Origin of the sequence: Vibrio taketomensis (genome assembly GCF_009938165.1) — a bacterium.
Taxonomy (GTDB): Bacteria; Pseudomonadota; Gammaproteobacteria; order Enterobacterales; family Vibrionaceae; genus Vibrio; species Vibrio taketomensis.
The window spans coordinates 82,778-105,273 of the sequence record NZ_AP019649.1 but is presented as its reverse complement, the minus strand read 5'-3'; the positions used below and the strand labels follow the sequence as shown (position 1 = coordinate 105,273).

Genomic DNA, 22,496 nt, shown 5'->3' with positions numbered 1-22,496 from the left:
CCGAGTAAAATTGTAAGATATTTAATCACCATTTTACTCCTGAAAATTTTCAGATCTAGTCCTTTGCATGGAAATCGAGCATTTATCGATCACCATTTGGTTCAGGAGTACGGCATATAGTATAAATATCAACGCTTTTAACCCCTGCATCAAGCAGTAATTTGCATAAGCTATTCACAGTACTACCTGTGGTCACCACATCATCGACAATCGCCACCGAGTTAAAATCGATGTACGTATTGATAACAAAGGCGTTGTTGAGATTTTTATGTCGTTGGCTGCGCGTCATACCCAGCTGCGGTTGAGTGGCTCGTGCACGTTTAAATAATGCCATACACGGAATGCCTAACCTTTTTGCTAAGGCGCGTGCTATCCATTCACTTTGATTAAACCCCCGCCTAAACTGACGCCACCAATGCAAGGGGACGAAAGTAATGACCTCAACGTTGGGTTCAACATTGAGCAGTAACAACTCTGCAAGTAGCTCTGCTTGATGCAATTGACGAGAAAACTTGAATTGCTGGACATAACTAGAAAGCGGTGGAGCATAATCACCCACACAATATAAGCGCCGCCAATTCGGCGGCCGTGTGAGGCAGCGACCGCAGTAATCGATGCTCTGCTGATATTCAAGTCCACAACTTAGACATCGTGGGCGCTGCAGTGCAGTGACACAACGCAAACAGAGTAACCACGGCAACCCATTTGATGCATTCCGCGCCTCAATCGCCAAGCCGCAGCTCTGGCAGTAGTGTGCAATGAAACGCTGCCTGTTTTTCTGCCACCATTGAGTTAACATAGCCCTACCTACCCAGCAATTTTTCTTCATAGTGCAAATAGAATCACGCGATAGAGGATGATTTAAGTGCGACAAAATGAGACGAGCGAGACAAAACTTAACTGGCAGAAAATCGGCAGCGGGCCAAATCTCATTCTTCTCCATGGTTGGGGAATGAATGGTGCCGTTTGGCAACAAACCGCAGAATGGTTAAGTCATCACTTTTGTGTGCATATTGTCGACTTACCAGGGTTTGGCTTTAGCCATCAAGCTGGTTTTAGTTCGATGGATGAACTGGTGCAGCCACTGCTCGATGAAGCGCCTCAACAAGCGATCTGGTTGGGATGGTCTCTGGGTGGTCTAGTCGCGACACACGTCGCCTTACACGCACCCGAACGAATCAATGGCCTCATTACGGTCGCAAGCTCACCTTGCTTTGCCGAACAAAAACCATGGCGTGGTATCCAACCCAAAGTGCTAAGCGCTTTTACCACGCAACTAATGGATGATTTCCATCTTACGATTGAACGCTTTATCGCACTGCAAGCGATGGGGAGCCCTTCAGCTCGTCAAGATCTCAAAACGCTCAAACAAGCCGTTCTCTCGCGCCCAAGCCCTAATCCCCAAGCGCTGCTGGCGGGACTAACTCTACTCGCGGACTTGGACTATCGGGAATGCCTAACAACGATTCAAGCCCCGACACTGCGTTTATATGGCCGCTTAGACGGGCTTGTGCCAATTCAAGTTGAGCGCGATATGGCAGCATTGATGCCAAACAGCCAAAGCTATGTCTTTAGCCAGTCATCACATGCACCTTTTATGACTGAGCCTGATGAGTTTTGCCAACAAGTGACGCAGTTTGCACGCTTACACTCGGTGTAAAACGAGACAAATGATGAAAGGTGACAAAATTTTGCGCCTAACGCTAAATTTTTGACCATTACCGCCGATATGAATAGCAACTGACAGACGTTAATCCCCTGTCAGTGGGCGAAACTGAGGAGGTCTCGGTTATGATCGTGTCACCCACCAATGTGAGTGTGCCACTTATCGCCCCATCGGTTAATGTGCACACGGAACAAACGGCGCGCGATAATCGCATACGTCAGCCCATTGTCCCAACGGTTGCACTAGCCAAAAGTAATGCTGAACGCAAAATCAGCGGGGAAGATAAACGCCGACGTGAGTCTGCGTGGGACCCAGCCGAACATCCAACCTATGGCGCCGATGACGAGCAAGTAATTGATGCTTATCAACATGATCCGCCACGAAATGCGTTGGATCGTTTGTTTGAATTACTCGCACTGTCGAGTTATAGCGATCAGCAAGGTAAAGGCTACGCGATGCGGTTTCGTTTACCCAAGCGCGTTATCGATGCAGCGATAACCGAAGGTCGAATGGCAAAGCGTCGGGTCGTGATTAAGTTTCGTTACGGCCATGCGGTTGCGCCACACACGCCTTCAGAGGTCATTGCGGTATTGTAGTCACCTCATTCAAGGTGAATACCCAAAAACAAAAGCCCCACTCATGAGTGGGGCTTTTTATTTCAATCAATAAGATTTAGCGTTTGGCTTTAGCAAAGGCTGCTGCAAATGCGCCGCCCATTGCACCGTTGCTCGCAGGTTCTTCACGACGACGCTGTCCTTGATTGCGCTGGTGATTACCACCGCGAGGCTCAGAACTACGCTGAGTACGGTTATCTTGGCCTGGCTCATCGTTTAAACGCATAGACAGCGCGATGCGCTTACGCTGCACATCCACTTCCATTACTTTGACTTTAACGATATCACCCGCTTTCACCACTTCGCGAGGATCAGAGACAAAGCGATCCGTTAGAGCAGAAATGTGTACAAGACCATCTTGGTGTACACCGATATCCACAAACGCACCAAAGTTCGCCACGTTAGACACAACACCTTCCAATACCATGCCCACTTCCAGATCAGACACCGAATTCACACCATCAGCAAATGTAGCGGTTTTGAACTCAGGACGCGGGTCACGACCCGGTTTATCCAACTCTTTAATGATGTCTGTCACCGTTGGTAGACCGAAGTTTTCATCGGTATAATCCACCGCATGCAAGCCTTTAAGGAAGGTTGAGTCACCGATCAATGCTTTGACTTGTTTACCGCTTTTCTCAGCAATCGCTTTTACTACCGGGTAAGCTTCAGGGTGCACTGATGATGCATCCAGCGGGTTTTTGCCATCCATAATACGCAGGAAGCCCGCACACTGCTCGAACGCTTTAGGCCCAAGGCGCGCGACTTTCTTCAAAGTCGTACGGCTCTCAAAGCGACCATTCTCATCACGGTAATCGACAATGTTTTGTGCCAATGTGGTCGACAAACCCGCAACACGGTTAAGCAGTGCTGCTGAAGCCGTATTCACATCCACGCCGACCGCGTTTACACAGTCTTCCACCACCGCATCAAGGCGTTTTGCCAGCATAGATTGGCTTACATCGTGCTGATATTGGCCCACACCGATCGATTTCGGATCGATTTTCACCAGCTCAGCCAGCGGGTCCTGCAAGCGACGTGCAATAGAAACCGCACCACGCAGTGATACATCAAGATTTGGGAACTCATTCGCCGCCAATTCTGATGCTGAATACACCGAAGCGCCCGCTTCACTCACCATGATTTTCTGCGCTTTAAGGTTGCCGCGTTTAATGACATCGGCAACAAAGCTGTCGGTCTCACGTGAAGCAGTACCATTACCAATCGCAATCAGGTCAACATTGTATTTACGCACTAACTGCTCAACGACTTGCGCTGATTTGTCATATTGGTTTTGTGGCGGATGTGGGTAGATCGTTTCAGTGGCTAACAACTTACCCGTTGCGTCCACAATCGCGATTTTCGAACCAGTACGCAGACCAGGGTCCAAACCTAAGGTCGCACGTGGGCCTGCTGGCGCGGCCATTAATAGGTCTTTTAGGTTGGTGGCAAATACTTCAATCGCTTCGATTTCCGCACGCTCTTTCATCGCACCCATCAGCTCAGTTTCCATGTGCATCGACACTTTGATGCGCCATGCCCAACTGATCACCTGTTTACGCCACGCATCTGCTGGAGCTTGGCTCAATGAAATACCGTAATGATCCGCAATCAGCGTTTCACAGTAAGACTGACGCACGCCTTCTTCTTGCTCAGGATCGGCATTCATTGCAAGCGTTAAGAAGCCCTCATTACGACCGCGCAGCATCGCTAATGCGCGATGTGATGGTACTTTATTTAGCGCTTCATTGTGCTCAAAGTAATCTTTAAACTTCTCGCCCGCGTGCTCTTGTCCTGCCACCACCCGAGCCACAAGCTCAGCATTGCGATTAAGGTGATTACGGATCTTCTCGAGCAAGTTAGCATCTTCTGCAATGCGCTCCATGATAATGGCACGCGCACCATCGAGTGCGGCTTTGTTATCCGTGATGCCATGCTCTGCATTGTGGTATTTCGCCGCTTCACTTTCAGGCTCAGTTTGTGGCTGATTCCAGAGCATATCTGCGAGTGGTTCAAGCCCAGCTTCAATTGCAATTTGCCCTTTAGTACGACGCTTCGGCTTGTATGGCAGATACAAATCTTCTAGGCGCGTCTTACTGTCAGCTTGATTGATCTCTTGTTCAAGCTCTGCCGTTAGCTTGCCTTGCTCTTGAATCGATTTAAGAATGGTTTGACGACGGTCATCCAATTCACGCAAGTACGCCAAACGGCTGTCTAAATTACGCAGTTGGGTATCGTCTAGACCGCCCGTTACCTCTTTACGGTAACGAGCGATAAATGGCACTGTGTTACCGTCATCAATCAGGTTTACAGCAGCAGTCACTTGCTCAGGACGAACATTGAGTTCCTGAGCGATTAGTTTGCAGATAGCTTGGCTCATCCGTGCGATCTCTTTTTGGAAATTAGTTTTTATGTCAGGGTGAAAACGATGATTTCCACCCTTAATGTGCGCAAGAAAAAGTTAATCTTGATAGCGGATATGATTCACAAACCACTCTTTATAACCTTCCGGAGTTTTTACCGAAAATTCATCATCGACTTCTTTTTTCAGCAGCGCACGTGCCATTGGCGAATCAATCGAGATGTAGTTTTTGGCATCTCCATAAATTTCATCCGGACCAACGATACGAAATGATTTGATATCACCTTGTTCATTCTCGATTTCCACCCACGCACCAAAAAAGACTTTGCCTTCTTGTTGCGGTGAGTAATCGACCACGGTCACTTGTTCAAGGCGCTTGCGCAGATAGCGCACTCGACGGTCTATCTCGCGCAGACGTTTTTTATTGTATTGATAATCCGCGTTTTCACTGCGATCACCAAGACTCGCAGCCCAAGTCACTTTCTTAGTCACTTCAGGGCGCTCTTCTCTCCACAAGAAATCGAGTTCTTTTTTAAGGCGATCGTAGCCTTCACGTGTAATTAGGTTGGTTTTCATAACAGATGTAATTGTAGTTACCCAATTCGCAATGGCGACACATTGACATAAAAAGCCTGCCCGTGAAAGTAAGTGAACTCTGAGTTGATACAAAACTTACAAATCCAAGCTTTCTTCTATCGATCCTTGCGAAAATCCGCCCCTTTACACCTCATTTATCCGATTAAGATAAAAAGAGTAACAATTTGAGCAAGCACGCTTTTACAAACGGTGATACATTTTTAGTGTTTATCCCAGCGAAAGGCCTTTGGCAGATTATCTGCGCTCTAGTGACCAAATCGCTTGGCTATCTTAGCTTTGCTTTTGAATAAGGTGTTTCAATGCAAGAAAATCATAAAATACTGGTAGTAGATGACGATGCTCGATTGCGTGCGCTATTAGAGCGCTACCTATCAGAGCAAGGCTTTCAAGTGCGCAGCGTAGCCAATGGCGAACAAATGGATCGCTTACTCACGCGTGAAAACTTCCACCTGATGGTGCTTGATTTGATGCTACCAGGTGAAGATGGTCTTTCAATTTGTCGTCGTCTACGTAATGCCAACAACGAGCTACCAATTTTGATGCTCACCGCCAAAGGCGATGAAATTGATCGCATCGTTGGCCTAGAAGTTGGCGCTGATGATTATCTACCTAAGCCGTTTAACCCGCGTGAACTGCTGGCGCGTATTAAGGCGGTATTGCGCCGTCAAACTACGGAACTGCCAGGTGCGCCAAGTGCGGAAGAGTCGATTGTTGAATTTGGTGAATTTCGCCTCAACCTTGGCACACGTGAAATGTACCGTGGTGATGAACCGATGCCACTCACCTCAGGTGAGTTTGCAGTACTCAAAGCCTTGGTAACCAACGCTCGTGAACCACTATCGCGCGACAAGCTAATGAACATGGCGCGTGGCCGTGAATACTCTGCGATGGAGCGATCTATCGACGTACAAATTTCACGCTTACGCCGCATGCTTGAAATTGATCCAAGCAAACCTCGCTACATTCAAACCGTGTGGGGATTGGGTTATGTCTTTGTGCCGGATGGCAAAGAAGCTTAACTCACCGTATGCCTTAAAGTGCGAGCGAATGTCTCGCACTTTTTGTTCCATGGGTCAAATTCCATCTTCACACCGATTAATAGGGTAACCTTATGCGTTTTCGCAGCTCCTTTACTCAATCGATTCTCATCTTTATCACTTTGCTGATTGCCAGCCAAGCCTACTCTTACTACGCCGTATTCAATTACGCTTTGCTGCCAAGTTTGCAACAGTTCAACAAAATTCTTAGCTACGAAATCAATTTGATGTTGGATAACTCGAGCCTTGAGAACAATCAATTGGTGATGGATGCGCCTCTGCGACAAAAGATTCTCGAGCAACTCGGCGTCACCATTCATGCCAAAAGTAGTCCTGAGGCTGAACAATACAATCACGCGATCAGTATCGATTTAATGAGTGAGGAAATGACGCACAAACTCGGTACACCAACTGATGTGCGCATGGCGTTAGGCAAAGAGAGCTATATTTTGTGGCTCAATATTAAAGCAATGCCTGACTCTCTGATCCGTATTCCACTTTCCGAACTGCAAGAAGAAGATTTCGCCCCGCTGTTCAGAAACAGTTTATTGATGGCACTCTTGATCATCGCCGGTGGCTGGCTGTTTATGCGCTTGCAAAATCGCCCACTACTGGCTCTAGAGAAGGCTGCGAAAGGAGTCGGACGAGGTGAAATACCACCGCCATTGCCAGAGAAGGGCTCCACCGAAATTCGCTCGGTAACCCGTGCCTTTAACCAGATGTCGAAAGGCATTCAGGCACTAGAAGAAGACCGCGCACTTTTGATGGCAGGCATCAGCCATGATTTACGCACCCCGCTAACCCGAATTCGCTTAGCGACGGAAATGATGTCACCCGAGGACAGTTATTTAGCCGAAGGCATCATCAGTGACACGGAAGAGTGTAATGAAATCATCAGTCAGTTTATGGACTACCTAAAACCGGTCGATAGACAGTCCTTCACTCAAGTCAGTCTCAATGAAATTGCTCAAGATATCTCGCTGTCGGAAGGCAACGGGGAACACATTGAAATTGTCGCCGATTTACAAGATTTAAAACCGGCGTTTGGTAACCAAATATCCATTAAGCGCGCCATCAGTAACCTGGTGGTGAATGCCATTCGCTACGGCAATGGCTGGATAAAAATCTCAACCGGTATGACCGCTGACAACAAGTTATGTTGGATCTGCATTGAAGACAATGGCCCGGGTATCGAGAAGAACCAAGTCGCAAAACTGTTTGAACCATTCACCCGAGGTGATACTGCGCGAGGTAGTGAAGGCACCGGACTCGGTTTGGCGATCGTCAAACGTATTGTGAGCCAACATCATGGTTCAGTTGTGGTTAATAACCGCAGCGAAGGTGGCTTGAAAGTTCAAGTGAGTTTTCCGGTCGCACCGACCCATTCTCGAAAGTAACTGACGTAAATAATAAAAGCCCCCTGAAGCATTACGCTCAGGGGGCTTTTTCATTTCATTGCCGATTACCTAAATTCGACCTCGATAGGTGAACTGATAGCGACCTTGATTATCAGGCTGTGAGAGCCACTTGAGCTGCTGCGTGAATTCGCTTGGCATCTCAGCCTGCGGCTTAAACCAAGCCGTTGTGGTGTAACTACGATTAGACATCAAATCGAGATTAAAACCACTTTGTACTTGCTCGCTTTGCTGCTTACCCACCACTTTAATTTGGCTGTTATCACACGTGAAATCCGCCACCACTGGACCAACTTCAAGCTCAGCTAATGGGGTACCGATCTTGTCCGTGTTCCACACCAAATTACCCTGTCCTGATTGGCAATATGGTGCGGCGTATTGTACTGATGCAATGCTTAACTCTAACTGCCCTGAAATATCAATTGGCACTGGTAAACGTGGCGCAAATTTCAATACTTCTTTGGCAGGCATCGAGGCGATTACCGTCTGGGCGTAAGCGCCTGAAAAGCCATACCCCACCACACCACGAGCGCGTAACTGCCACGGGTTACCACGACCTAAACGTACGCTAGCTTGAACCTTACCGCTGAATAACTTGCTCGGTTGAAGTTGCCAAGAGACCTGACCAAAGTTGTAACGTTGCCATTTCAGTTGTTGCACTTGCCCTTGCCACAGCGTACCACTCGCGGCCGTCAGACTGAGTTGTGGTGGCAACGGCAGATAATTTAACACCACTTGCACTGGCAAATGCACCAGCGCACTAATCAGAAAAGTAACCACCAGCAAAACGGCCAGTATCAACTTCTTCATTCTCAATTACCCTTTCACTAGCTGCAGTCTCTTCACATCCACCACGCCAGTCAGTGCATTCTTGTCGACATCAATAAACAACACATCAATACCATGGTTAGATTGCATGTATTCAATCCAATTCACCAATTGGTTGAACGGTAATGGCTGCACCCATACTTGCATCTCATTACCACGAGGCTGCATGCGCACCAGCTCCACATTAAAACGGCGTGCAGATGATGAAAGAGCTTGGTTAAATGGCAATGGTGACAGCGCTTTAGCACCGCTACCTCGCAACGCCACGATACGGTCAGCTTTGTCTTTCACCCACGTTAATAGCTGCTTTTCACTGTTTAAACGTAATTGTGCTTGTTCTGCTCGAGCAATCATCGGCTGATAAATCGCCCAGTACAGCACGCCCAATAACAGTACGGCACCACCGACTGACACTAAGTGTTGCTCACGTCGCGAAATTTTTGACCACCAGATCTGCAGTGAATTTATTACTTTATTCATGATTTCATCCTCACTGCTGCTTCAAGACAAAGCTGCCAGTCACAAAGCCCTTCGATTTATTCAGCTGGCCTTGCTCGACAACAAACTGTTGCTCTAATTGGCTACGCGCTTGCTCAAATGCCTGAAAGTCTTTACTGCGTGCTTCGAGCTTAATTTCTTTGCGTTGACTATCAAACGTCAGCGCAGTGATCTCAAAATTGGCCACGTTTTTCACGGCAACAGGCAACGCCACCAACCACGTCAATACAGAATCTTCACCAACGCCATTGGATAGACGCTTCACTTCATTGTCCATCTCACGTTTGAGGTAACTGGTCGTGGGGATTTTACTTTTAGCCATCACACTACGGAAAATACGTTCACTTTCAGCGCGATAGACATCGGCTTGTTGTTCGGCCTGCTGGGCTTGAACAAAATATTGCGCAAATAGCACCACCAGCAACACTCCAGCAGCAATAGCCGCATTGCGCCATACCTTTAGGTGCTTAATTAATGAAGATTTCGACTTAAACTCACCCGTCAACAAATTAATTTTGCTGCTCAAGGCACCTTCGGCAAGCAATTGCATCACTAGATGCGGTTGCACTTGTTGCCAGTGCTGTTCTGACGCCAATGCAAGCTCAGGTAGAGTAGAATACGCCTCGAGTGATAACCACTGGCTATCCTGCTTCACCCAATCAGACTGCGCAACCATCGCCAACCAATCAGACTCCACTGCAAGCGCTTGGTAACTTGATTTTTTCAGCAACCAATAGCCTGCAATTTCAACCGCACTAATACCGTCAATTTGAGGTAATGCGAGGGCATCTGGCATCACTTTGACCACTTGGCAACCTGCCAGAGTCAGCTGTTCTAATTGATTTTTCAGCCAAGCTTTATCAACGGCAGCAACAAACGCTTGGTCACCCTGTTTTGCCAGTACGGTGAAATGTAATGCCTCAACGTCTTGTGCGACGTCATCTTCAATTAAATACGGCAACATCGAATCAAACTGACGCACACCACCAGCTGGAATACTCACCTGTTTTAGCAGTACATCGGCGCAATTCAGCAACACATACGTTTTACGCTGCTCTGCATATTGCTCAAGTTCAGATAAACTCTGCTCCGCACTCAACTCACCGCTAGCGATAACTTGTTGCAGGCTATCAGACCAAACTAACCACTGTGTGCTGGCCTGGCGATTATTACTCAGTCGAACGATTAAGCTCTCGCTCACCGATTCCTCCAAAGCGACGGCTGATCACCGTTGCAGTTTTCCTATTTTCGCTAAACAGTAAACTACGAATTCGCACTTGCGATTGTTGCACTACTATTTGCGCGTCCAATTCAAAATATGCGCTATCCACGGTGAGATAGGCTTTTACTTGATTCTTTATCGCATCATTTAAGCTCGATAGCTGAGGCTCAGCTAAAAAGTCATCGACACTATTCCAGCCATCAAAAGGGCGGTCTTCTAAAATTTTTCTCGCGTTTTCGACGCTCAGTTGCTCACTAAACAATGCAGATAGCAACACCGCATGATCAACCGAAATAGTATTCACATTGAGACGGAACTCCGTGGTGGGCAGCGCACACAAATAAGGTTGAGCCAACTGCATAACCTCACCAGATACTTGATTGATAGCGCGAAACTCACTTTCATCGGCTAAGGCGCTATTGGGCGCCATATAAGCTGGTGACATTGACTCATACTGGCTATCTTCCACACCAGTCACTGAATCCACGACATTGTTGCGGTCAACAAATTCCCAAGCGGAATGCGCCACAATCTCTGCCTCATAGCTATCCACTCCGATTTCTTTCAATAACGACTGCAACGCGGTGACTAAATAGGGCACCGCTTGGCTATTATTTGCAGCATTAGCCTCAATTAAACCATTCAGATTAAAACACGCTTGGCGATCAATCAGTTTGCCACTCAAGGTGCCATAATCAAGCGGGTAGCTTTGCTCTTCCAATGCCCAAGGTTGGGATAGGTTAATCGTGTCACTATCACGATAACTCTCCTCCAGGCCTTTAATAGCAAGAGCTTCTGCACCAATTGCATACCAATAAGCTTGCTGATAATTAATTTGATTCGTTGAACGTTTAAATTGCCCGAACAAGCGCTCAGACATAGTCGCCGCGACAGCCGTCATCATCGCCAACAACATCAAAATAACTAGTAATGCGACACCGCGTTGTTTAACTATCATCACGACTTCCTGCGGCTAAAGAGCCGCCACCAGTTAAATAAATTCGCGATATTTCACCGTAGTCAGTCAGCATCAAACGCACTTCCACCGCTTTAGGCAAGGCCAATGGTTTATCCCAAGAACGAAGCCATGCTTCACCATCCCAAAAGCGCATATCAAATTGTTCCACTTGGTCCATCAGTGGCATTACCATGCCCTCTTGACCAACCGGCGTATCAGCGTAATGCCACCACACGCGCTCCAGCACTTGGTCCTTAACGCGATAACCAACTTTAGTTACCTCTCCTCGAGGAAACTGCTGCGCCGGATTAAGCCAACCACGACGAGCAAACATTACGCCCTTTAGATCAGAATCCAGAACACCATCACCCCAAAGCAACAATTGCTCACTGGGTTCTTCACCATTGGTACGCATCTGACGAAGAGCCATCTGGCGAAAGTCGTTATCCATGTATACCATGGCACGCTGCAACGTTTTTAGTCGCTCACCTCGCTGCAAAGAGACTTGGTCACTACGATAGATCTGACTCAATACCTGCTGCGCACCAATGGCCAAAAATGCAAAAATAGCCATCGAGACCAGCACTTCCAGTAAGGTGAAGCCCAGCGTTTTTTTGTACATCGGTTTTATCACTAGGCTACGCTTATTTCGGTACATAACTTCTCACCGACGCAATCGCTTTGCCATTGACCGAGCGTGCAACCTCAACATCAAAAGCCTGAATTAACCCACCAGGCGTCGCTACGGTTTTGACTCGCCAAAACCACTCGCGCTCCGCCAACGTCTCTTTACCACTTTGAGTTTTTAGCCCTTGCGGGTCTAACATCACTTTGGCCATCTGGTTATCCACCACCATCGCTGCAAACGCTTTTTCCTCCATTAAGGTCAGCGTATTCACATGCTGCCCCACGGAGCGAATCAGTGCCATCGCGGAAAGGGCAAAAATAGCCACTGCCGCTAACACTTCGAGTAAGGTAAACCCACGCTTACTGCTGTTCATCCGTCTCTCCAGGCGCCAGTAATAGCAACTCTCCATTTTCTTTTGCCACTAGGTGCCAAGCTGATTGCTCTGGCTTTTCTCCTTTAGGATAAATGGCAATAGAAAATGGTGTGACTTCTCCGCTCGACATCAAGAAAACTTGTGGCAAAGGAAGAACTTTTTTATCCTCAAATTCCGCAAACATCTCCTCATCAAAGAGCGATGTGGGTTCAAACAAACGCTGCTGATCTTGCCAAACCGATCCGCCAAGTTGGAACTCTAAAGTTAAATCTTGGCTGATGTCATTTTCGTAAGGCATGCGTTCTAATTGCAGGGGTTGCCAGCCTTGGGAATCGAGCTGCTGCAAGTAATAACGTTTTTTTTCTGTATCCACTCGCAAGCCATAATCACGCCCGCTAAGCAATGCTTCTTCACTTAAAAGTTGCATGCGATGCCAAAGCACATTCGCTTGTTGTTTGGCCTCATCGCTTTGATTGGTTGGAAGCATAAACACCACCATTGACGCACTAAAGGCAATAATGGTGATAACAAGCAGTAGTTCTAAAAGCGTAAAGCCGGCATTTTTTGACATCGTAATCACTGAGCTAGAAGTGGCGGCCAAAGCCGCCACTGATAATATTGCTAGTCGTTATTGGAAATCTTGTAGGTTCCAGTTGCCAATATCGGCATTCACGCCTTCACCACCTTCTTGACCATCGGCACCAAAGGTAAAGACATCAATCGTTCCTTTGTCACCAGGGCTTAGGTATTGATAATCGTTGCCCCATGGGTCTTGTGGTAGACGCTTGATGTAACCATCTTGCGGGTAGTTCTTTGGCGTTGGATTGCTAGGCTCAGTAACCAATGCCTCTAAACCTTGGTCTGTTGTAGGGTAAACATTGTGATTTAAACGATAAGTATCGAGCGCCGTCTCTAACGCTTTAATATCTACTGCTGCTTTCTTCTGCGCCGCAGTATCTTTGCTACCGAGTAAGTTAGGGGCAACCACACTGGCAAGAATCGCAAGAATGGCAACGACCACCATCAGTTCTAATAGAGTAAAGCCAGATTGTTTTTTACTGCGTGAGTGTTTCATTATTTTTCTCCAATAGCACTACAGCACTTAGTGTATTAACCACTAATTAAGTTATTCATTTCTAAAATCGGCATCATGGTTGCCATGACGATAAACAACACCAGGCCAGCCATTAGTGCGATCATCAACGGGGTAAAAATGCCCAGTGAAATATTCACCAAAGATTCAAAGTTACTGTCTTGGTTATCCGCCGCTCGCGTCAACATACTTTCTAGTTCACCACTTTGTTCACCGGAAGCAATCATATGCAGCATCATTGGTGGAAACAGCTTGGTTTGGTCAAGAGCTTTGCGCAGACTGCTGCCCTCACGGACACGATCAGCCGCTTGCAACACTTGCTGTTTTACGAACTGATTTGACATCACATCGACCGCAACCCGCATCCCTTCCAAAATAGGAATCGAGCTTGAAGTACAGATAGACAGCGTGCGAGCAAAGCGCGCCGTATTCAGACCGCGAGCAATTTTGCCAATCACCGGCATATGTATGACTTTGCGATCCCAACTCAATCGCACACTCGCTTTCGACAACGCCACTCGGGACAAGTAAACCAATGCAAGAATCGCAATAAAGATATGTAGCCACCAGTGCCCAACAAAGTCACTCGCCGCTAATAACACTTGAGTCGAAAATGGCAACTCTTGGCCCATTTGAATAAACTGACCAACAATTTTTGGCACCACAGAGGCAAGCAAAAACGCCACAATACCAATCGCAAACACCACCAAGACCACCGGATATATCAAGGTTTGCTGCAGTTTACTGCGCATCTTTTGGCGATTTTCCACATACTCGGCTAAGCGTTCTAATACCGTATCTAAATGGCCCGACTTCTCACCGGCCGCCACCATCGAGCGAAACAGTTCATCAAAGATATGCGGGTAATCAGCAAAACCGTCAGCTAATGTATGACCTTCAAGCACCTTCGCACGCACCGCCACCATCATGGTACGAATGCGTGCTTTTTCCGATTGTTCGGCAACGGCACGTAAGCACTCTTCCAAGGGCATGCCTGATTGCACAAGCGTCGACAATTGACGTGTGATCAGCGCTAAGTCTGGCGTGCTGATACCACGCTTAAAGGTAAGCACCGAAGGCTCCGATTTAGTGTTGGCTTTGCTGCGAGTTGGAATCACATCAACCGGGACTAAACCTTGCTCTTTCAAACGGCTGCGGACTTGGCGCGCATTGTCACCTTCCATCACCCCTTTCTGAGCTTTACCTTGGGCATTGAGCGCCTTGTATTCAAACGCCGCCATTAGCTTTCCTTCGTAACTCGCAGCACTTCTTCAAGGGAAGTAATGCCCTGACGTACTTTGTCTAAACCATCTTGACGAATCGCAGGGATGGTATGGCGAATCGCGCGTTCAATCGCTTGTTCACCCGCTTCTTGATGGATCAGCTCTTGCACTTGCTCATCAATCACCAACAATTCATGAATACCTGTTCGGCCACGATAGCCTTTACCAGCGCACTTATCACAACCATGCGGTTTATACAGTGTCAGCTCTTGATCCGCCGCCAAACCAAACCAAGCTTTTTGCGCGTTATCGGCCGAATAAGCTTGTTTACAGGAACACAAGGTACGCACCAAGCGTTGTGCCAAGACACCAAGCAGCGAAGAAGAAATCAGAAATGGTTCGATACCCATATCACGCAAACGCGTGATCGCACCAATAGCGGTATTGGTGTGCAATGTCGACATGACCAAGTGGCCCGTCAGCGAGGCTTGTACCGCAATTTGTGCAGTCTCTAAGTCGCGGATCTCACCGACCATCACCACATCTGGATCTTGACGAAGAATAGCGCGTAAACCGCGCGCAAAAGTCATATCAACACGCGGGTTCACTTGGGTTTGACCGATGCCGTCGATATCAAACTCAATTGGGTCTTCCACCGTCAGGATATTGCGCTCATTGCTATTAAGCTCTTGCAAACCCGCATACAGGGTGGTCGATTTACCGGAACCCGTTGGGCCAGTAACCAGAATAATGCCATGTGGGCGCTCGATCATTTTGCGGAACTGCTGATGAATCTCAGGTTTCATACCCAAACTATGCAGATCAAGACGTGTCGCGTTTTTATCGAGCAGACGCATCACCACTCGCTCGCCATGCGATGAAGGCATCGTCGAAACACGCACATCCACCGCTCGCCCACCGATACGTAATGAAATACGGCCATCTTGTGGTACTCGTTTTTCGGCAATATCGAGCTTCGCCATAACTTTAACGCGCGAAACCAGCAGCGGTGCGAGTTTACGACTTGGTGACAATACATCACGCAAAATGCCATCAACACGGAAGCGAATCGACAAACTTTTCTCAAACGTCTCGATATGGATATCCGATGCACCTTCTTTGATCGCTTCGCCAAGCATGGCGTTAATCAATTTGATGATCGGCGCATCATCTTCCGATTCCAGCAAATCTTCATCGTGTGGCAAGTCTTCTGCCAAGGAGAAAAAGTCCTCATCTGCGCCAATGTCTTCCATTAATTGACGCGCTTCCGATGAGTCACGTTGGTACACTTGAGTTAGCTTGCGTTCGAACTCGTCTTTGCTTACCGCTTGAGTTACAAAGCTTGCGGCCAACACTCGACGAACTTCCAGCAGAGCTTCAAGTGACAAAGGCGCCACATAATTGAGGACAAGCCCTGCCTCTCCTTGCTCCAACACTAAGTTAAAACGATTGGCAAAGCTAAATGGCAAACGTCGATAGGCACTCATCGGCTCAACTACCATGATTATTTGCTTTCCATTTGATCGATAAACGCCTGAATTTCGGCTGGATGTTGGCGATCCTTACCAAACTCTGGCAATACAGGAATATGGCTATCATCCATCAACTTCAAACCTTGCTCAGATTTGTACAGCTGTTCCGCACGAATAAAGTTGTACTTGCGCTGCGTAATACCATCCGCTGTCACGCCATCACGAATAATCGTAGGCTTGATAAACACCATCAGGTTTTTCTTCTCAACTTGTGTGCTGGTTGATTTGAACAGGTGACCCAATACTGGAATATCACCCAAAATTGGCACTTTCGATTCACTCTCAAGCGCACGCTCATCAATCAGACCACCCAACACGATCATTTGGCCATCTTCAACAATCACGGAAGTATTCAATTGACGCTTAGCAAAACGCACATCTACCGCACCGTTGGCACCCAACACGTTCGATACTTCTTGCTCGATGTTCAGTTGTACTGAGTTACCTTCGTTAATTTGTGGTACCACTTTTAGCTTGATACCCACTTCTTTACGATCCACGGTTTGGAATGGATTGTCGTTGTTCGAACCCGCCGTCGAGCCTGTCAAAACGGGCACTTCTTCACCCACAATAAATGACGCTTCGCCGTTATCCATTACGGTGATACTTGGTGAAGACAAAATATTGGAGTTAGAGTCGCTAGACACTGCCGTTAACAACGCTGTCCAATCACCCATTACCAAGCTGACTGCCGCACCGTTTACCCCTGACAGAGCAGACGCTAGGGTGCTGTAATCACCAGATTCAGTCACCGTAGTAGGAACTCGATTACCATTACTATCAAAGTAATATTCTGTCGTAGTTTGATCTTCAGCTTCTTCCAAACCAACGAGAACTTGACCAATTGGCGCGCCTGTATTGCTGTATTGAATAGTTGCGCCAGTCTCTAGAGAGCCCCACTGCACACCAAGATTGATACCATCACCCTCGGCCATTTCAACGATCAACGCTTCAATCAATACTTGTGCGCGGCGAATATCCAACTGAGCAATGACATTTTGTAATGCCGTCATAATTGACGGTGGCGCGGTCAGCACAAGTGCATTCGTTGCCGGGTGAGCGGCAATCACGACCTCATTACCCGATGATTTCGGCTTGCCTGCACCTGCGGCTTGTTCTGCTTGCAAGTTGTCTGATACGCCTTTCAGCACATCAACTAATTCTTCCGCTTTGGCGTATTTGAGGTAGACCACTTGGTTATTACCACGAGTTGCCATTTCCACATCTAACTGCTGAATCAGCTTGCGCAGACGCGAACGAACTTGTGGATCACCAGAGATTAATACGGCGTTGGTACGATCATCCGCCACCAGCTTAGGTTGTAAAAACTCTGGGGTGTTTTTATTGTCACTACTCTTATTCAGCGCATCAACAATACGCACCATTTCTGCTGCAGAAGCATTTTTTAAATCAACCACTTCAATGGATTTATCACCCGCTTGGTCAACACGCTTAATGATGTCAGCAAGACGGTTCACCACCGCAGCACGGCCAGTGATCAGAATGATATTGGCTGGGTCATAATGAACGACGTTACCTGCACCCGCATTGTCGTTGAGCTGGCGCAGCAATGGCGCCAATTCACGTACCGAAACATTACGCACCGCAACAACACGCGTGACAACTTCATCGCCTTTCACGTGGCCATCACCCACAACCGGAACCGCCGATGTTTTCGCGTCTTTGGCTTTAATGACTTTTAAAACGCCGTTATCCATTTCAACCACGGCGTAGCCATACACTTCCAGCACATTTAAGAAGAAGCTGTAGTACTGCTCTTCATTCAGCGTATCGTAGCTGCGCACATCAATTTTGCCGCGCACTGAAGGCTCAACAATGATGGTTTTTTCAAGGTTACGACCAACGATATTAATAAACTCTTGAATATCCGTGCCTTTAAAGCTGGCGCTATAATCGCTGGCGTTTGCCATTGGCGATGCGGCTAACGATGCAGCCAAAATCCATGCGCTTTTTTTAAGCCAATGTTTCAATTTTTTTGCTCCTCAACAGGATAATTCGTGGTGCGTATTACAATGCGATATAGATATCGTAGGGTTGTCCATCACGCTCTACGGTTAAATTTAGTTCTGTCAGATCTTGCAGTATTGCCATCAATTGGGTCATAGCCGCAGGGTCTCGTAAATCTTGCCCATTAAGATGCGTAGCAAGATCGCCATCTTTTAAACCCACCGAGTCGTACAACACACGACTTTTGCCAGGGCGAAGACGATAACCTTCGATCTTGCCGTCAACTTCATACTTAGACATTTGGACATATTGGAAAATCTTGCTTGGCTCGGCAGCAATTTCATTACGAATTTGCTCAAGCTGCGCTGGGCTAACATCACGCGTGGTAACGGATTGGCTAGGTTTGGGACTGGTGTACTTTAGACCTTCGAGCATGACGGTTTCATTGCGCCCTGCATTATCAACAATAATGCGATCGGCTTGTACTTGAACCAGTTTGACTCGTGAACCCTCAAACGTTTCATTAACCCCATAAGTCGCTTGTTTGCCACTTTGAGAAATAACCGCCAAACTCTTTTGCGGGTCAGAACTGGTGACCACCCCCACCAGCACGATGTTCAACCGACTCTTGGGTGCGTCTTGTAATTTTGGTTGCTCAACAACGGTCACAGGCGCTTTATATTCACCGAATAGATGGCTGTTATATAGCCCGGCCAAATCAAGTTGCGGCTCTGCGCTCGCGGTATTTGATGTGGTATTAGGCTGCCACGGCGCAACCGCAGAGGTTTGATAGGGAAACCAAATAAATCGCCCCAAAACCCAAGCCGTAAGCAATAAAAGAATACATGTCACCAGCGCACTTAAACGAGTTTGGTGAGTCATCAGCTTTTGAAGGATTAAAGAGCTTGAATGAAGCGACTTCACGGTAATTCCTTGAAATTTATAAATCCAATTGGGCCGAATAGGCTAGATAACCATGCTACCCAACACTCGACCAATAACCCACTATTCTAACAAAGTATATATAGGTGCTACAGGTAAAAGATTCCCACACAACCTCAAGTTAATTATTTTTTAACCACAAACTTGAAAATTGAGCACCGTATCACCATTTTAAGAGCGATATTCAAGCGAGTTTAGAGGGCAGAGAACGCAATGAGTTCCCCAACAGAAGCAGTTAGATTGGATAAATGGCTATGGGCCGCGCGTTTCTACAAAACGCGATCGATCGCACGAAATATGGTTGATGGCGGTAAAGTTCATTATAATGGTCAAAGAAGCAAACCAAGCAAAATTGTCGAGCTCGGTGCTGTTATTACCTTAAGACAAGGTAATGAAGAAAAGACGGTGACCATTGAGAAAGTATCCGATCAACGTCGAGGTGCGCCAGAAGCCCAAACCCTCTACAGCGAAACGGTAGAAAGCATTGTTAAACGCGAACAACACGCTCTACAACGCAAACTCAACGCACACAACCCAAGCCCAGAACGCCGCCCAGACAAGAAACAGCGCCGCGATCTAATTAAGTTTAAAAACCAATGAGTTGGACTATCCAAAATGACTGATACTGTAATCAAGAACAATGTTTTAAACCGCTACCTATTTGAAGAACTATCAGTACGTGGCGAAATGGTGCAACTGGATGAAGCCTATCAACGCATTATTGCCAGCAAAGAATACCCTGTAGCGCTACAAAAGCTACTTGGCGAGCTATTGGTTTCTACCTCTCTACTGACAGCAACACTGAAGTTTGAAGGCTCAATTACCATGCAGCTACAAGGTGATGGCCCAGTATCGCTAGCAGTAATCAACGGCGATCATGACCAAAAAATCCGTGGTGTCGCTCGTTGGGAAGGCGACATCGCTGATGATGCAAGCGTGCACGATATGATGGGTAAAGGTTACCTAGTGATCACCATCGAACCTAAAAAAGGCGAGCGCTACCAAGGCGTTGTAGGCCTTGAAGGCGACAACCTAACGCAAATCATTGAGAACTACTTTGCCAACTCGGAACAGCTAAAAACGCGTCTATGGATTCGTACTGGCGAGTTTGAAGGCAAAGCACATGCAGCAGGTATGCTAATTCAGGTTATGCCTGATGGTACTGGTTCTGCGGATGACTTTGAGCACCTAGAGCAACTGACCAATACGGTTAAGAACGAAGAGCTGTTCGGCCTAGAAGCGTCAGAACTGCTTTACCGTTTATACAACCAAGAAAAAGTACGTCTGTTTGACCCACAACCAGTAGAGTTTCATTGTGGCTGCTCACGTGAACGTAGCGCGGCTGCAATCATTACTATCGACCAAGCAGAGGTAAATGAGATCTTAGCCGAAGAAGGCTTGATTTCTTTACATTGTGATTACTGCGGCACAACATATTCATTTGATTCTGCCCAAGTCTCTGAGCTTTATCTGCAGGCTAACAACAGCAATAACACCATGCATTAATTGTATTATTTTTCGCCAACAAGCAAGTTGGCAATTTGTTAAAGAAGCCAGCCTCTCGCTGGCTTTTTTTTCGAGTCAAATCCCACAAAACCCTGTATCCACAAGGCCGCACGCTATACTTAATTTCTAAGCATTAATAATAATATTGATCTGGCGCACCACTTTACTGCCGCGATAAAATAGTCAAACCAATATGTGACGAATCACCTAAAACCCCTGAAAAATCGTGGATATTTTTTGAACTATATCCCTGTTTTATCTTAGGTCCGTTGCTAGCATGGAAGCAGATAAAAAATTAAAACATTCTTACAAAATCCCTACAAAACTTATCACAAGGAGCACCTATGACCGTTATGGAACATACAAAGGCTGCAGTAATTGATCTAACAAAACACGGACTTCACAACGTAAAGGAGGTTGTTCGCAACCCTAGCTACGAAATGTTGTTCGAAGAAGAAACTCGTGCTGACCTAGAAGGCTATGAGCGCGGTATCGTTACCGAGCTTGGCGCTGTTGCTGTTGACACTGGTATCTTTACGGGTCGTTCACCTAAAGATAAATACATCGTGAAAGACGCGACTACTGAAGAACACATGTGGTGGACTTCTGACGCGGTTAAAAACGATAACAAACCAATCAATCAAGAAGTATGGAATGACCTAAAACAATTAGTGACTTCTCAGCTTTCAGGCAAACGCCTATTTGTTATTGACGGTTACTGTGGTGCTAACCCTGATACACGCCTAAGCATTCGTGTTATCACAGAGGTTGCATGGCAGGCTCACTTTGTGAAAAACATGTTCATTCGCCCAAGCGAAGAAGAACTAGCTACGTTTGAACCAGATTTCGTAGTAATGAATGGCGCAAAATGCGTAAACGAAAAATGGCAAGAGCATGGTCTGAACTCTGAAAACTTTACTGTTTTCAACCTAACTGAGCGCACGCAACTTATTGGCGGTACTTGGTACGGCGGTGAGATGAAGAAAGGTATGTTCGCAATGATGAACTACTTCCTTCCTCTTAAAGGCATCGCATCAATGCACTGTAGTGCAAACATGGGTCAAGAAGGTGATGTTGCGGTATTCTTCGGTCTATCAGGCACGGGTAAAACAACGCTATCTACCGATCCAAAGCGCGCTCTAATCGGTGACGACGAGCACGGCTGGGACGACGACGGTGTATTCAACTTTGAAGGTGGTTGTTACGCGAAAACCATCAAACTATCAAAAGAAGCTGAGCCTGATATCTTCAATGCAATCCGCCGTGATGCACTGTTAGAAAACGTGACGGTACGTCGTGATGGTTCTATCGACTTTGATGATGGTTCAAAAACAGAAAACACGCGTGTTTCTTACCCAATCCATCACATTGAAAACATCGTTAAGCCAGTTTCTAAAGGCGGTCATGCGAATAAAGTCATCTTCCTATCTGCTGACGCATTCGGTGTTCTACCTCCAGTATCGAAACTGACTCCAGAGCAAACTAAGTACCACTTCCTATCTGGCTTCACTGCTAAGTTAGCGGGTACTGAGCGTGGCATTACAGAGCCAACACCAACCTTCTCTTCATGTTTCGGCGCAGCGTTCCTAACGCTACACCCTACTAAGTACGCAGAAGTTTTAGTGAAACGTATGGAAGCAGCAGGCGCTGAAGCTTACCTAGTGAACACGGGTTGGAACGGCAGCGGCAAACGTATCTCTATCCAAGATACTCGCGGTATCATCGATGCAATCCTTGATGGTTCTATCGAAAAAGCACCAACTAAACACATTCCGATCTTTAACCTAGAAGTACCAACTTCACTACCAGGTGTTGATGCTTCAATCTTAGATCCTCGTGATACTTATGTTGATCCACTACAGTGGGAAAGCAAAGCGCAAGACCTAGCGCAGCGCTTTATCAACAACTTTGACAAGTACACTGATAACGCCGAAGGCAAATCACTGATTGCAGCTGGTCCTCAACTAGATTAGTGACAGTGGCTTGATTCTGAATATTAGCCCCTCGAAAGAGGGGCTTTTTTATTGCAGCTAA

22 protein-coding genes are annotated in these 22,496 nt (G+C 46.9%); 7 read left to right on the top strand and 15 right to left on the bottom strand.

Annotation, left to right across the window (positions count from 1 at the left end):
• Window positions 1–82 precede the first annotated feature (82 nt).
• Window positions 83–799 carry a ComF family protein gene (locus tag Vt282_RS00490; protein ID WP_167515594.1) on the bottom strand — a complete coding sequence of 239 codons (717 nt, stop codon included), beginning with the start codon at window positions 797–799 and terminating at the stop codon, window positions 83–85.
• 66 nt (window positions 800–865) lie between these two features.
• Between Vt282_RS00490 and bioH the strand changes: the two genes are divergently transcribed.
• Both bioH and Vt282_RS00480 read left to right on the top strand, forming a co-directional pair.
• Window positions 866–1,660: a pimeloyl-ACP methyl ester esterase BioH gene (gene bioH, locus Vt282_RS00485; RefSeq protein WP_162062289.1), complete on the top strand. Its 795-nt coding sequence runs from the start codon at window positions 866–868 to the stop codon at window positions 1,658–1,660.
• A 131-nt stretch (window positions 1,661–1,791) separates the two neighbouring features.
• A complete protein-coding gene (locus Vt282_RS00480; protein ID WP_162062288.1) occupies window positions 1,792–2,262 on the top strand; it encodes an ATP-dependent Lon protease in 471 nt (156 codons plus the stop codon).
• Window positions 2,263–2,338: 76 nt separating this feature from the next.
• On the opposite strand, the gene Vt282_RS00475 is transcribed toward Vt282_RS00480, so the two are convergent.
• Window positions 2,339–4,660, bottom strand: a complete 2,322-nt coding sequence (locus tag Vt282_RS00475; protein WP_162062287.1) for a Tex family protein — start codon at window positions 4,658–4,660, stop codon at window positions 2,339–2,341.
• An 81-nt stretch (window positions 4,661–4,741) separates the two neighbouring features.
• Complete coding sequence (gene greB, locus Vt282_RS00470) at window positions 4,742–5,218, bottom strand: transcription elongation factor GreB (RefSeq protein WP_162047430.1); 477 nt, start codon at window positions 5,216–5,218, stop codon at window positions 4,742–4,744.
• A 320-nt stretch (window positions 5,219–5,538) separates the two neighbouring features.
• Here greB and ompR point away from each other — a divergent pair, with 320 nt between their 5' ends.
• Window positions 5,539–6,258, top strand: coding sequence for an osmolarity response regulator transcription factor OmpR (gene ompR / locus Vt282_RS00465; RefSeq protein WP_162047431.1), 720 nt, complete (start codon window positions 5,539–5,541; stop codon window positions 6,256–6,258).
• Between the two features lie 92 nt (window positions 6,259–6,350).
• The gene (gene envZ / locus Vt282_RS00460) at window positions 6,351–7,673 is read left to right on the top strand and encodes a two-component system sensor histidine kinase EnvZ (protein WP_162062286.1); all 1,323 of its coding nucleotides are present in this window, start codon (window positions 6,351–6,353) and stop codon (window positions 7,671–7,673) included.
• A gap of 69 nt (window positions 7,674–7,742) precedes the next feature.
• Here the strand turns inward: envZ and Vt282_RS00455 are convergent, their stop codons facing one another.
• Genes Vt282_RS00455 through gspC form a run of 12 tightly spaced genes read right to left on the bottom strand, consistent with a single transcriptional unit; the run spans window position 7,743 to window position 18,938 of the window.
• On the bottom strand, window positions 7,743–8,501 hold the full coding sequence (locus Vt282_RS00455; RefSeq protein WP_162062285.1) for a type II secretion system protein N: 759 nt from the start codon (window positions 8,499–8,501) through the stop codon (window positions 7,743–7,745).
• A gap of 6 nt (window positions 8,502–8,507) precedes the next feature.
• Window positions 8,508–8,999 (bottom strand): type II secretion system protein M, encoded by a 492-nt coding sequence (locus Vt282_RS00450; RefSeq protein ID WP_162062284.1) that lies wholly within the window; start codon window positions 8,997–8,999, stop codon window positions 8,508–8,510.
• A 10-nt stretch (window positions 9,000–9,009) separates the two neighbouring features.
• Complete coding sequence (gene gspL / locus Vt282_RS00445) at window positions 9,010–10,218, bottom strand: type II secretion system protein GspL (protein ID WP_162062283.1); 1,209 nt, start codon at window positions 10,216–10,218, stop codon at window positions 9,010–9,012.
• Complete coding sequence (gene gspK, locus Vt282_RS00440; protein ID WP_162062282.1) at window positions 10,187–11,197, bottom strand: type II secretion system minor pseudopilin GspK; 1,011 nt, start codon at window positions 11,195–11,197, stop codon at window positions 10,187–10,189. Before gspK ends, gspL begins: the two co-directional genes overlap by 32 nt.
• Entirely contained in the window at window positions 11,187–11,855 is a 669-nt protein-coding gene (gspJ, locus tag Vt282_RS00435; protein WP_232055073.1) for a type II secretion system minor pseudopilin GspJ, read from the bottom strand. Before gspJ ends, gspK begins: the two co-directional genes overlap by 11 nt.
• On the bottom strand, window positions 11,842–12,198 hold the full coding sequence (gspI, locus tag Vt282_RS00430; RefSeq protein WP_162062281.1) for a type II secretion system minor pseudopilin GspI: 357 nt from the start codon (window positions 12,196–12,198) through the stop codon (window positions 11,842–11,844). The genes gspJ and gspI overlap by 14 nt, the downstream gene beginning before the upstream one ends.
• A complete protein-coding gene (gene gspH, locus Vt282_RS00425) occupies window positions 12,185–12,769 on the bottom strand; it encodes a type II secretion system minor pseudopilin GspH (protein ID WP_162062280.1) in 585 nt (194 codons plus the stop codon). Before gspH ends, gspI begins: the two co-directional genes overlap by 14 nt.
• Window positions 12,770–12,826: 57 nt before the next feature.
• Window positions 12,827–13,273: a type II secretion system major pseudopilin GspG gene (gspG, locus tag Vt282_RS00420; protein ID WP_162062279.1), complete on the bottom strand. Its 447-nt coding sequence runs from the start codon at window positions 13,271–13,273 to the stop codon at window positions 12,827–12,829.
• Window positions 13,274–13,308: 35 nt separating this feature from the next.
• Window positions 13,309–14,532: a type II secretion system inner membrane protein GspF gene (gene gspF, locus Vt282_RS00415; protein WP_162062278.1), complete on the bottom strand. Its 1,224-nt coding sequence runs from the start codon at window positions 14,530–14,532 to the stop codon at window positions 13,309–13,311.
• Complete coding sequence (gspE, locus tag Vt282_RS00410; protein WP_162062277.1) at window positions 14,532–16,016, bottom strand: type II secretion system ATPase GspE; 1,485 nt, start codon at window positions 16,014–16,016, stop codon at window positions 14,532–14,534. Before gspE ends, gspF begins: the two co-directional genes overlap by 1 nt.
• Window positions 16,017–16,018: 2 nt before the next feature.
• On the bottom strand, window positions 16,019–18,037 hold the full coding sequence (gene gspD / locus Vt282_RS00405; RefSeq protein ID WP_162062276.1) for a type II secretion system secretin GspD: 2,019 nt from the start codon (window positions 18,035–18,037) through the stop codon (window positions 16,019–16,021).
• A 37-nt stretch (window positions 18,038–18,074) separates the two neighbouring features.
• Window positions 18,075–18,938 (bottom strand): type II secretion system protein GspC, encoded by an 864-nt coding sequence (gene gspC, locus Vt282_RS00400; RefSeq protein WP_232055072.1) that lies wholly within the window; start codon window positions 18,936–18,938, stop codon window positions 18,075–18,077.
• Between the two features lie 231 nt (window positions 18,939–19,169).
• Between gspC and hslR the strand changes: the two genes are divergently transcribed.
• The 3 genes from hslR (at window position 19,170) to pckA (ending at window position 22,435) form a co-directional block, all read left to right on the top strand.
• A complete protein-coding gene (gene hslR / locus Vt282_RS00395; RefSeq protein ID WP_162047443.1) occupies window positions 19,170–19,556 on the top strand; it encodes a ribosome-associated heat shock protein Hsp15 in 387 nt (128 codons plus the stop codon).
• A gap of 30 nt (window positions 19,557–19,586) precedes the next feature.
• Window positions 19,587–20,462, top strand: a complete 876-nt coding sequence (gene hslO, locus Vt282_RS00390; RefSeq protein ID WP_162063648.1) for an Hsp33 family molecular chaperone HslO — start codon at window positions 19,587–19,589, stop codon at window positions 20,460–20,462.
• A 344-nt stretch (window positions 20,463–20,806) separates the two neighbouring features.
• Window positions 20,807–22,435 (top strand): phosphoenolpyruvate carboxykinase (ATP), encoded by a 1,629-nt coding sequence (gene pckA, locus Vt282_RS00385; protein WP_162047444.1) that lies wholly within the window; start codon window positions 20,807–20,809, stop codon window positions 22,433–22,435.
• The last annotated feature ends 61 nt before the right edge of the window (window positions 22,436–22,496 follow it).

Bases quoted from the DNA above. Each gene is read 5' to 3' on its own strand.
- Vt282_RS00475 (WP_162062287.1), bottom strand. From the start codon at position 4,660: ATGAGCCAAGCTATCTGCAAACTAATCGCTCAGGAACTCAATGTTCGT.
- hslR (WP_162047443.1), top strand. From the start codon at position 19,170: ATGAGTTCCCCAACAGAAGCAGTTAGATTGGATAAATGGCTATGGGCC.
- Vt282_RS00480 (WP_162062288.1), top strand. From the start codon at position 1,792: ATGATCGTGTCACCCACCAATGTGAGTGTGCCACTTATCGCCCCATCG.
- gspI (WP_162062281.1), bottom strand. From the start codon at position 12,198: ATGAACAGCAGTAAGCGTGGGTTTACCTTACTCGAAGTGTTAGCGGCA.
- Vt282_RS00490 (WP_167515594.1), bottom strand. From the start codon at position 799: ATGTTAACTCAATGGTGGCAGAAAAACAGGCAGCGTTTCATTGCACAC.
- greB (WP_162047430.1), bottom strand. From the start codon at position 5,218: ATGAAAACCAACCTAATTACACGTGAAGGCTACGATCGCCTTAAAAAA.
- gspE (WP_162062277.1), bottom strand. From the start codon at position 16,016: ATGGTAGTTGAGCCGATGAGTGCCTATCGACGTTTGCCATTTAGCTTT.
- ompR (WP_162047431.1), top strand. From the start codon at position 5,539: ATGCAAGAAAATCATAAAATACTGGTAGTAGATGACGATGCTCGATTG.
- envZ (WP_162062286.1), top strand. From the start codon at position 6,351: ATGCGTTTTCGCAGCTCCTTTACTCAATCGATTCTCATCTTTATCACT.
- Vt282_RS00455 (WP_162062285.1), bottom strand. From the start codon at position 8,501: ATGAAGAAGTTGATACTGGCCGTTTTGCTGGTGGTTACTTTTCTGATT.
- gspF (WP_162062278.1), bottom strand. From the start codon at position 14,532: ATGGCGGCGTTTGAATACAAGGCGCTCAATGCCCAAGGTAAAGCTCAG.
- Vt282_RS00450 (WP_162062284.1), bottom strand. From the start codon at position 8,999: ATGAATAAAGTAATAAATTCACTGCAGATCTGGTGGTCAAAAATTTCG.
- pckA (WP_162047444.1), top strand. From the start codon at position 20,807: ATGACCGTTATGGAACATACAAAGGCTGCAGTAATTGATCTAACAAAA.
- gspG (WP_162062279.1), bottom strand. From the start codon at position 13,273: ATGAAACACTCACGCAGTAAAAAACAATCTGGCTTTACTCTATTAGAA.
- gspK (WP_162062282.1), bottom strand. From the start codon at position 11,197: ATGATAGTTAAACAACGCGGTGTCGCATTACTAGTTATTTTGATGTTG.
- gspJ (WP_232055073.1), bottom strand. From the start codon at position 11,855: ATGTACCGAAATAAGCGTAGCCTAGTGATAAAACCGATGTACAAAAAA.
- gspH (WP_162062280.1), bottom strand. From the start codon at position 12,769: ATGTCAAAAAATGCCGGCTTTACGCTTTTAGAACTACTGCTTGTTATC.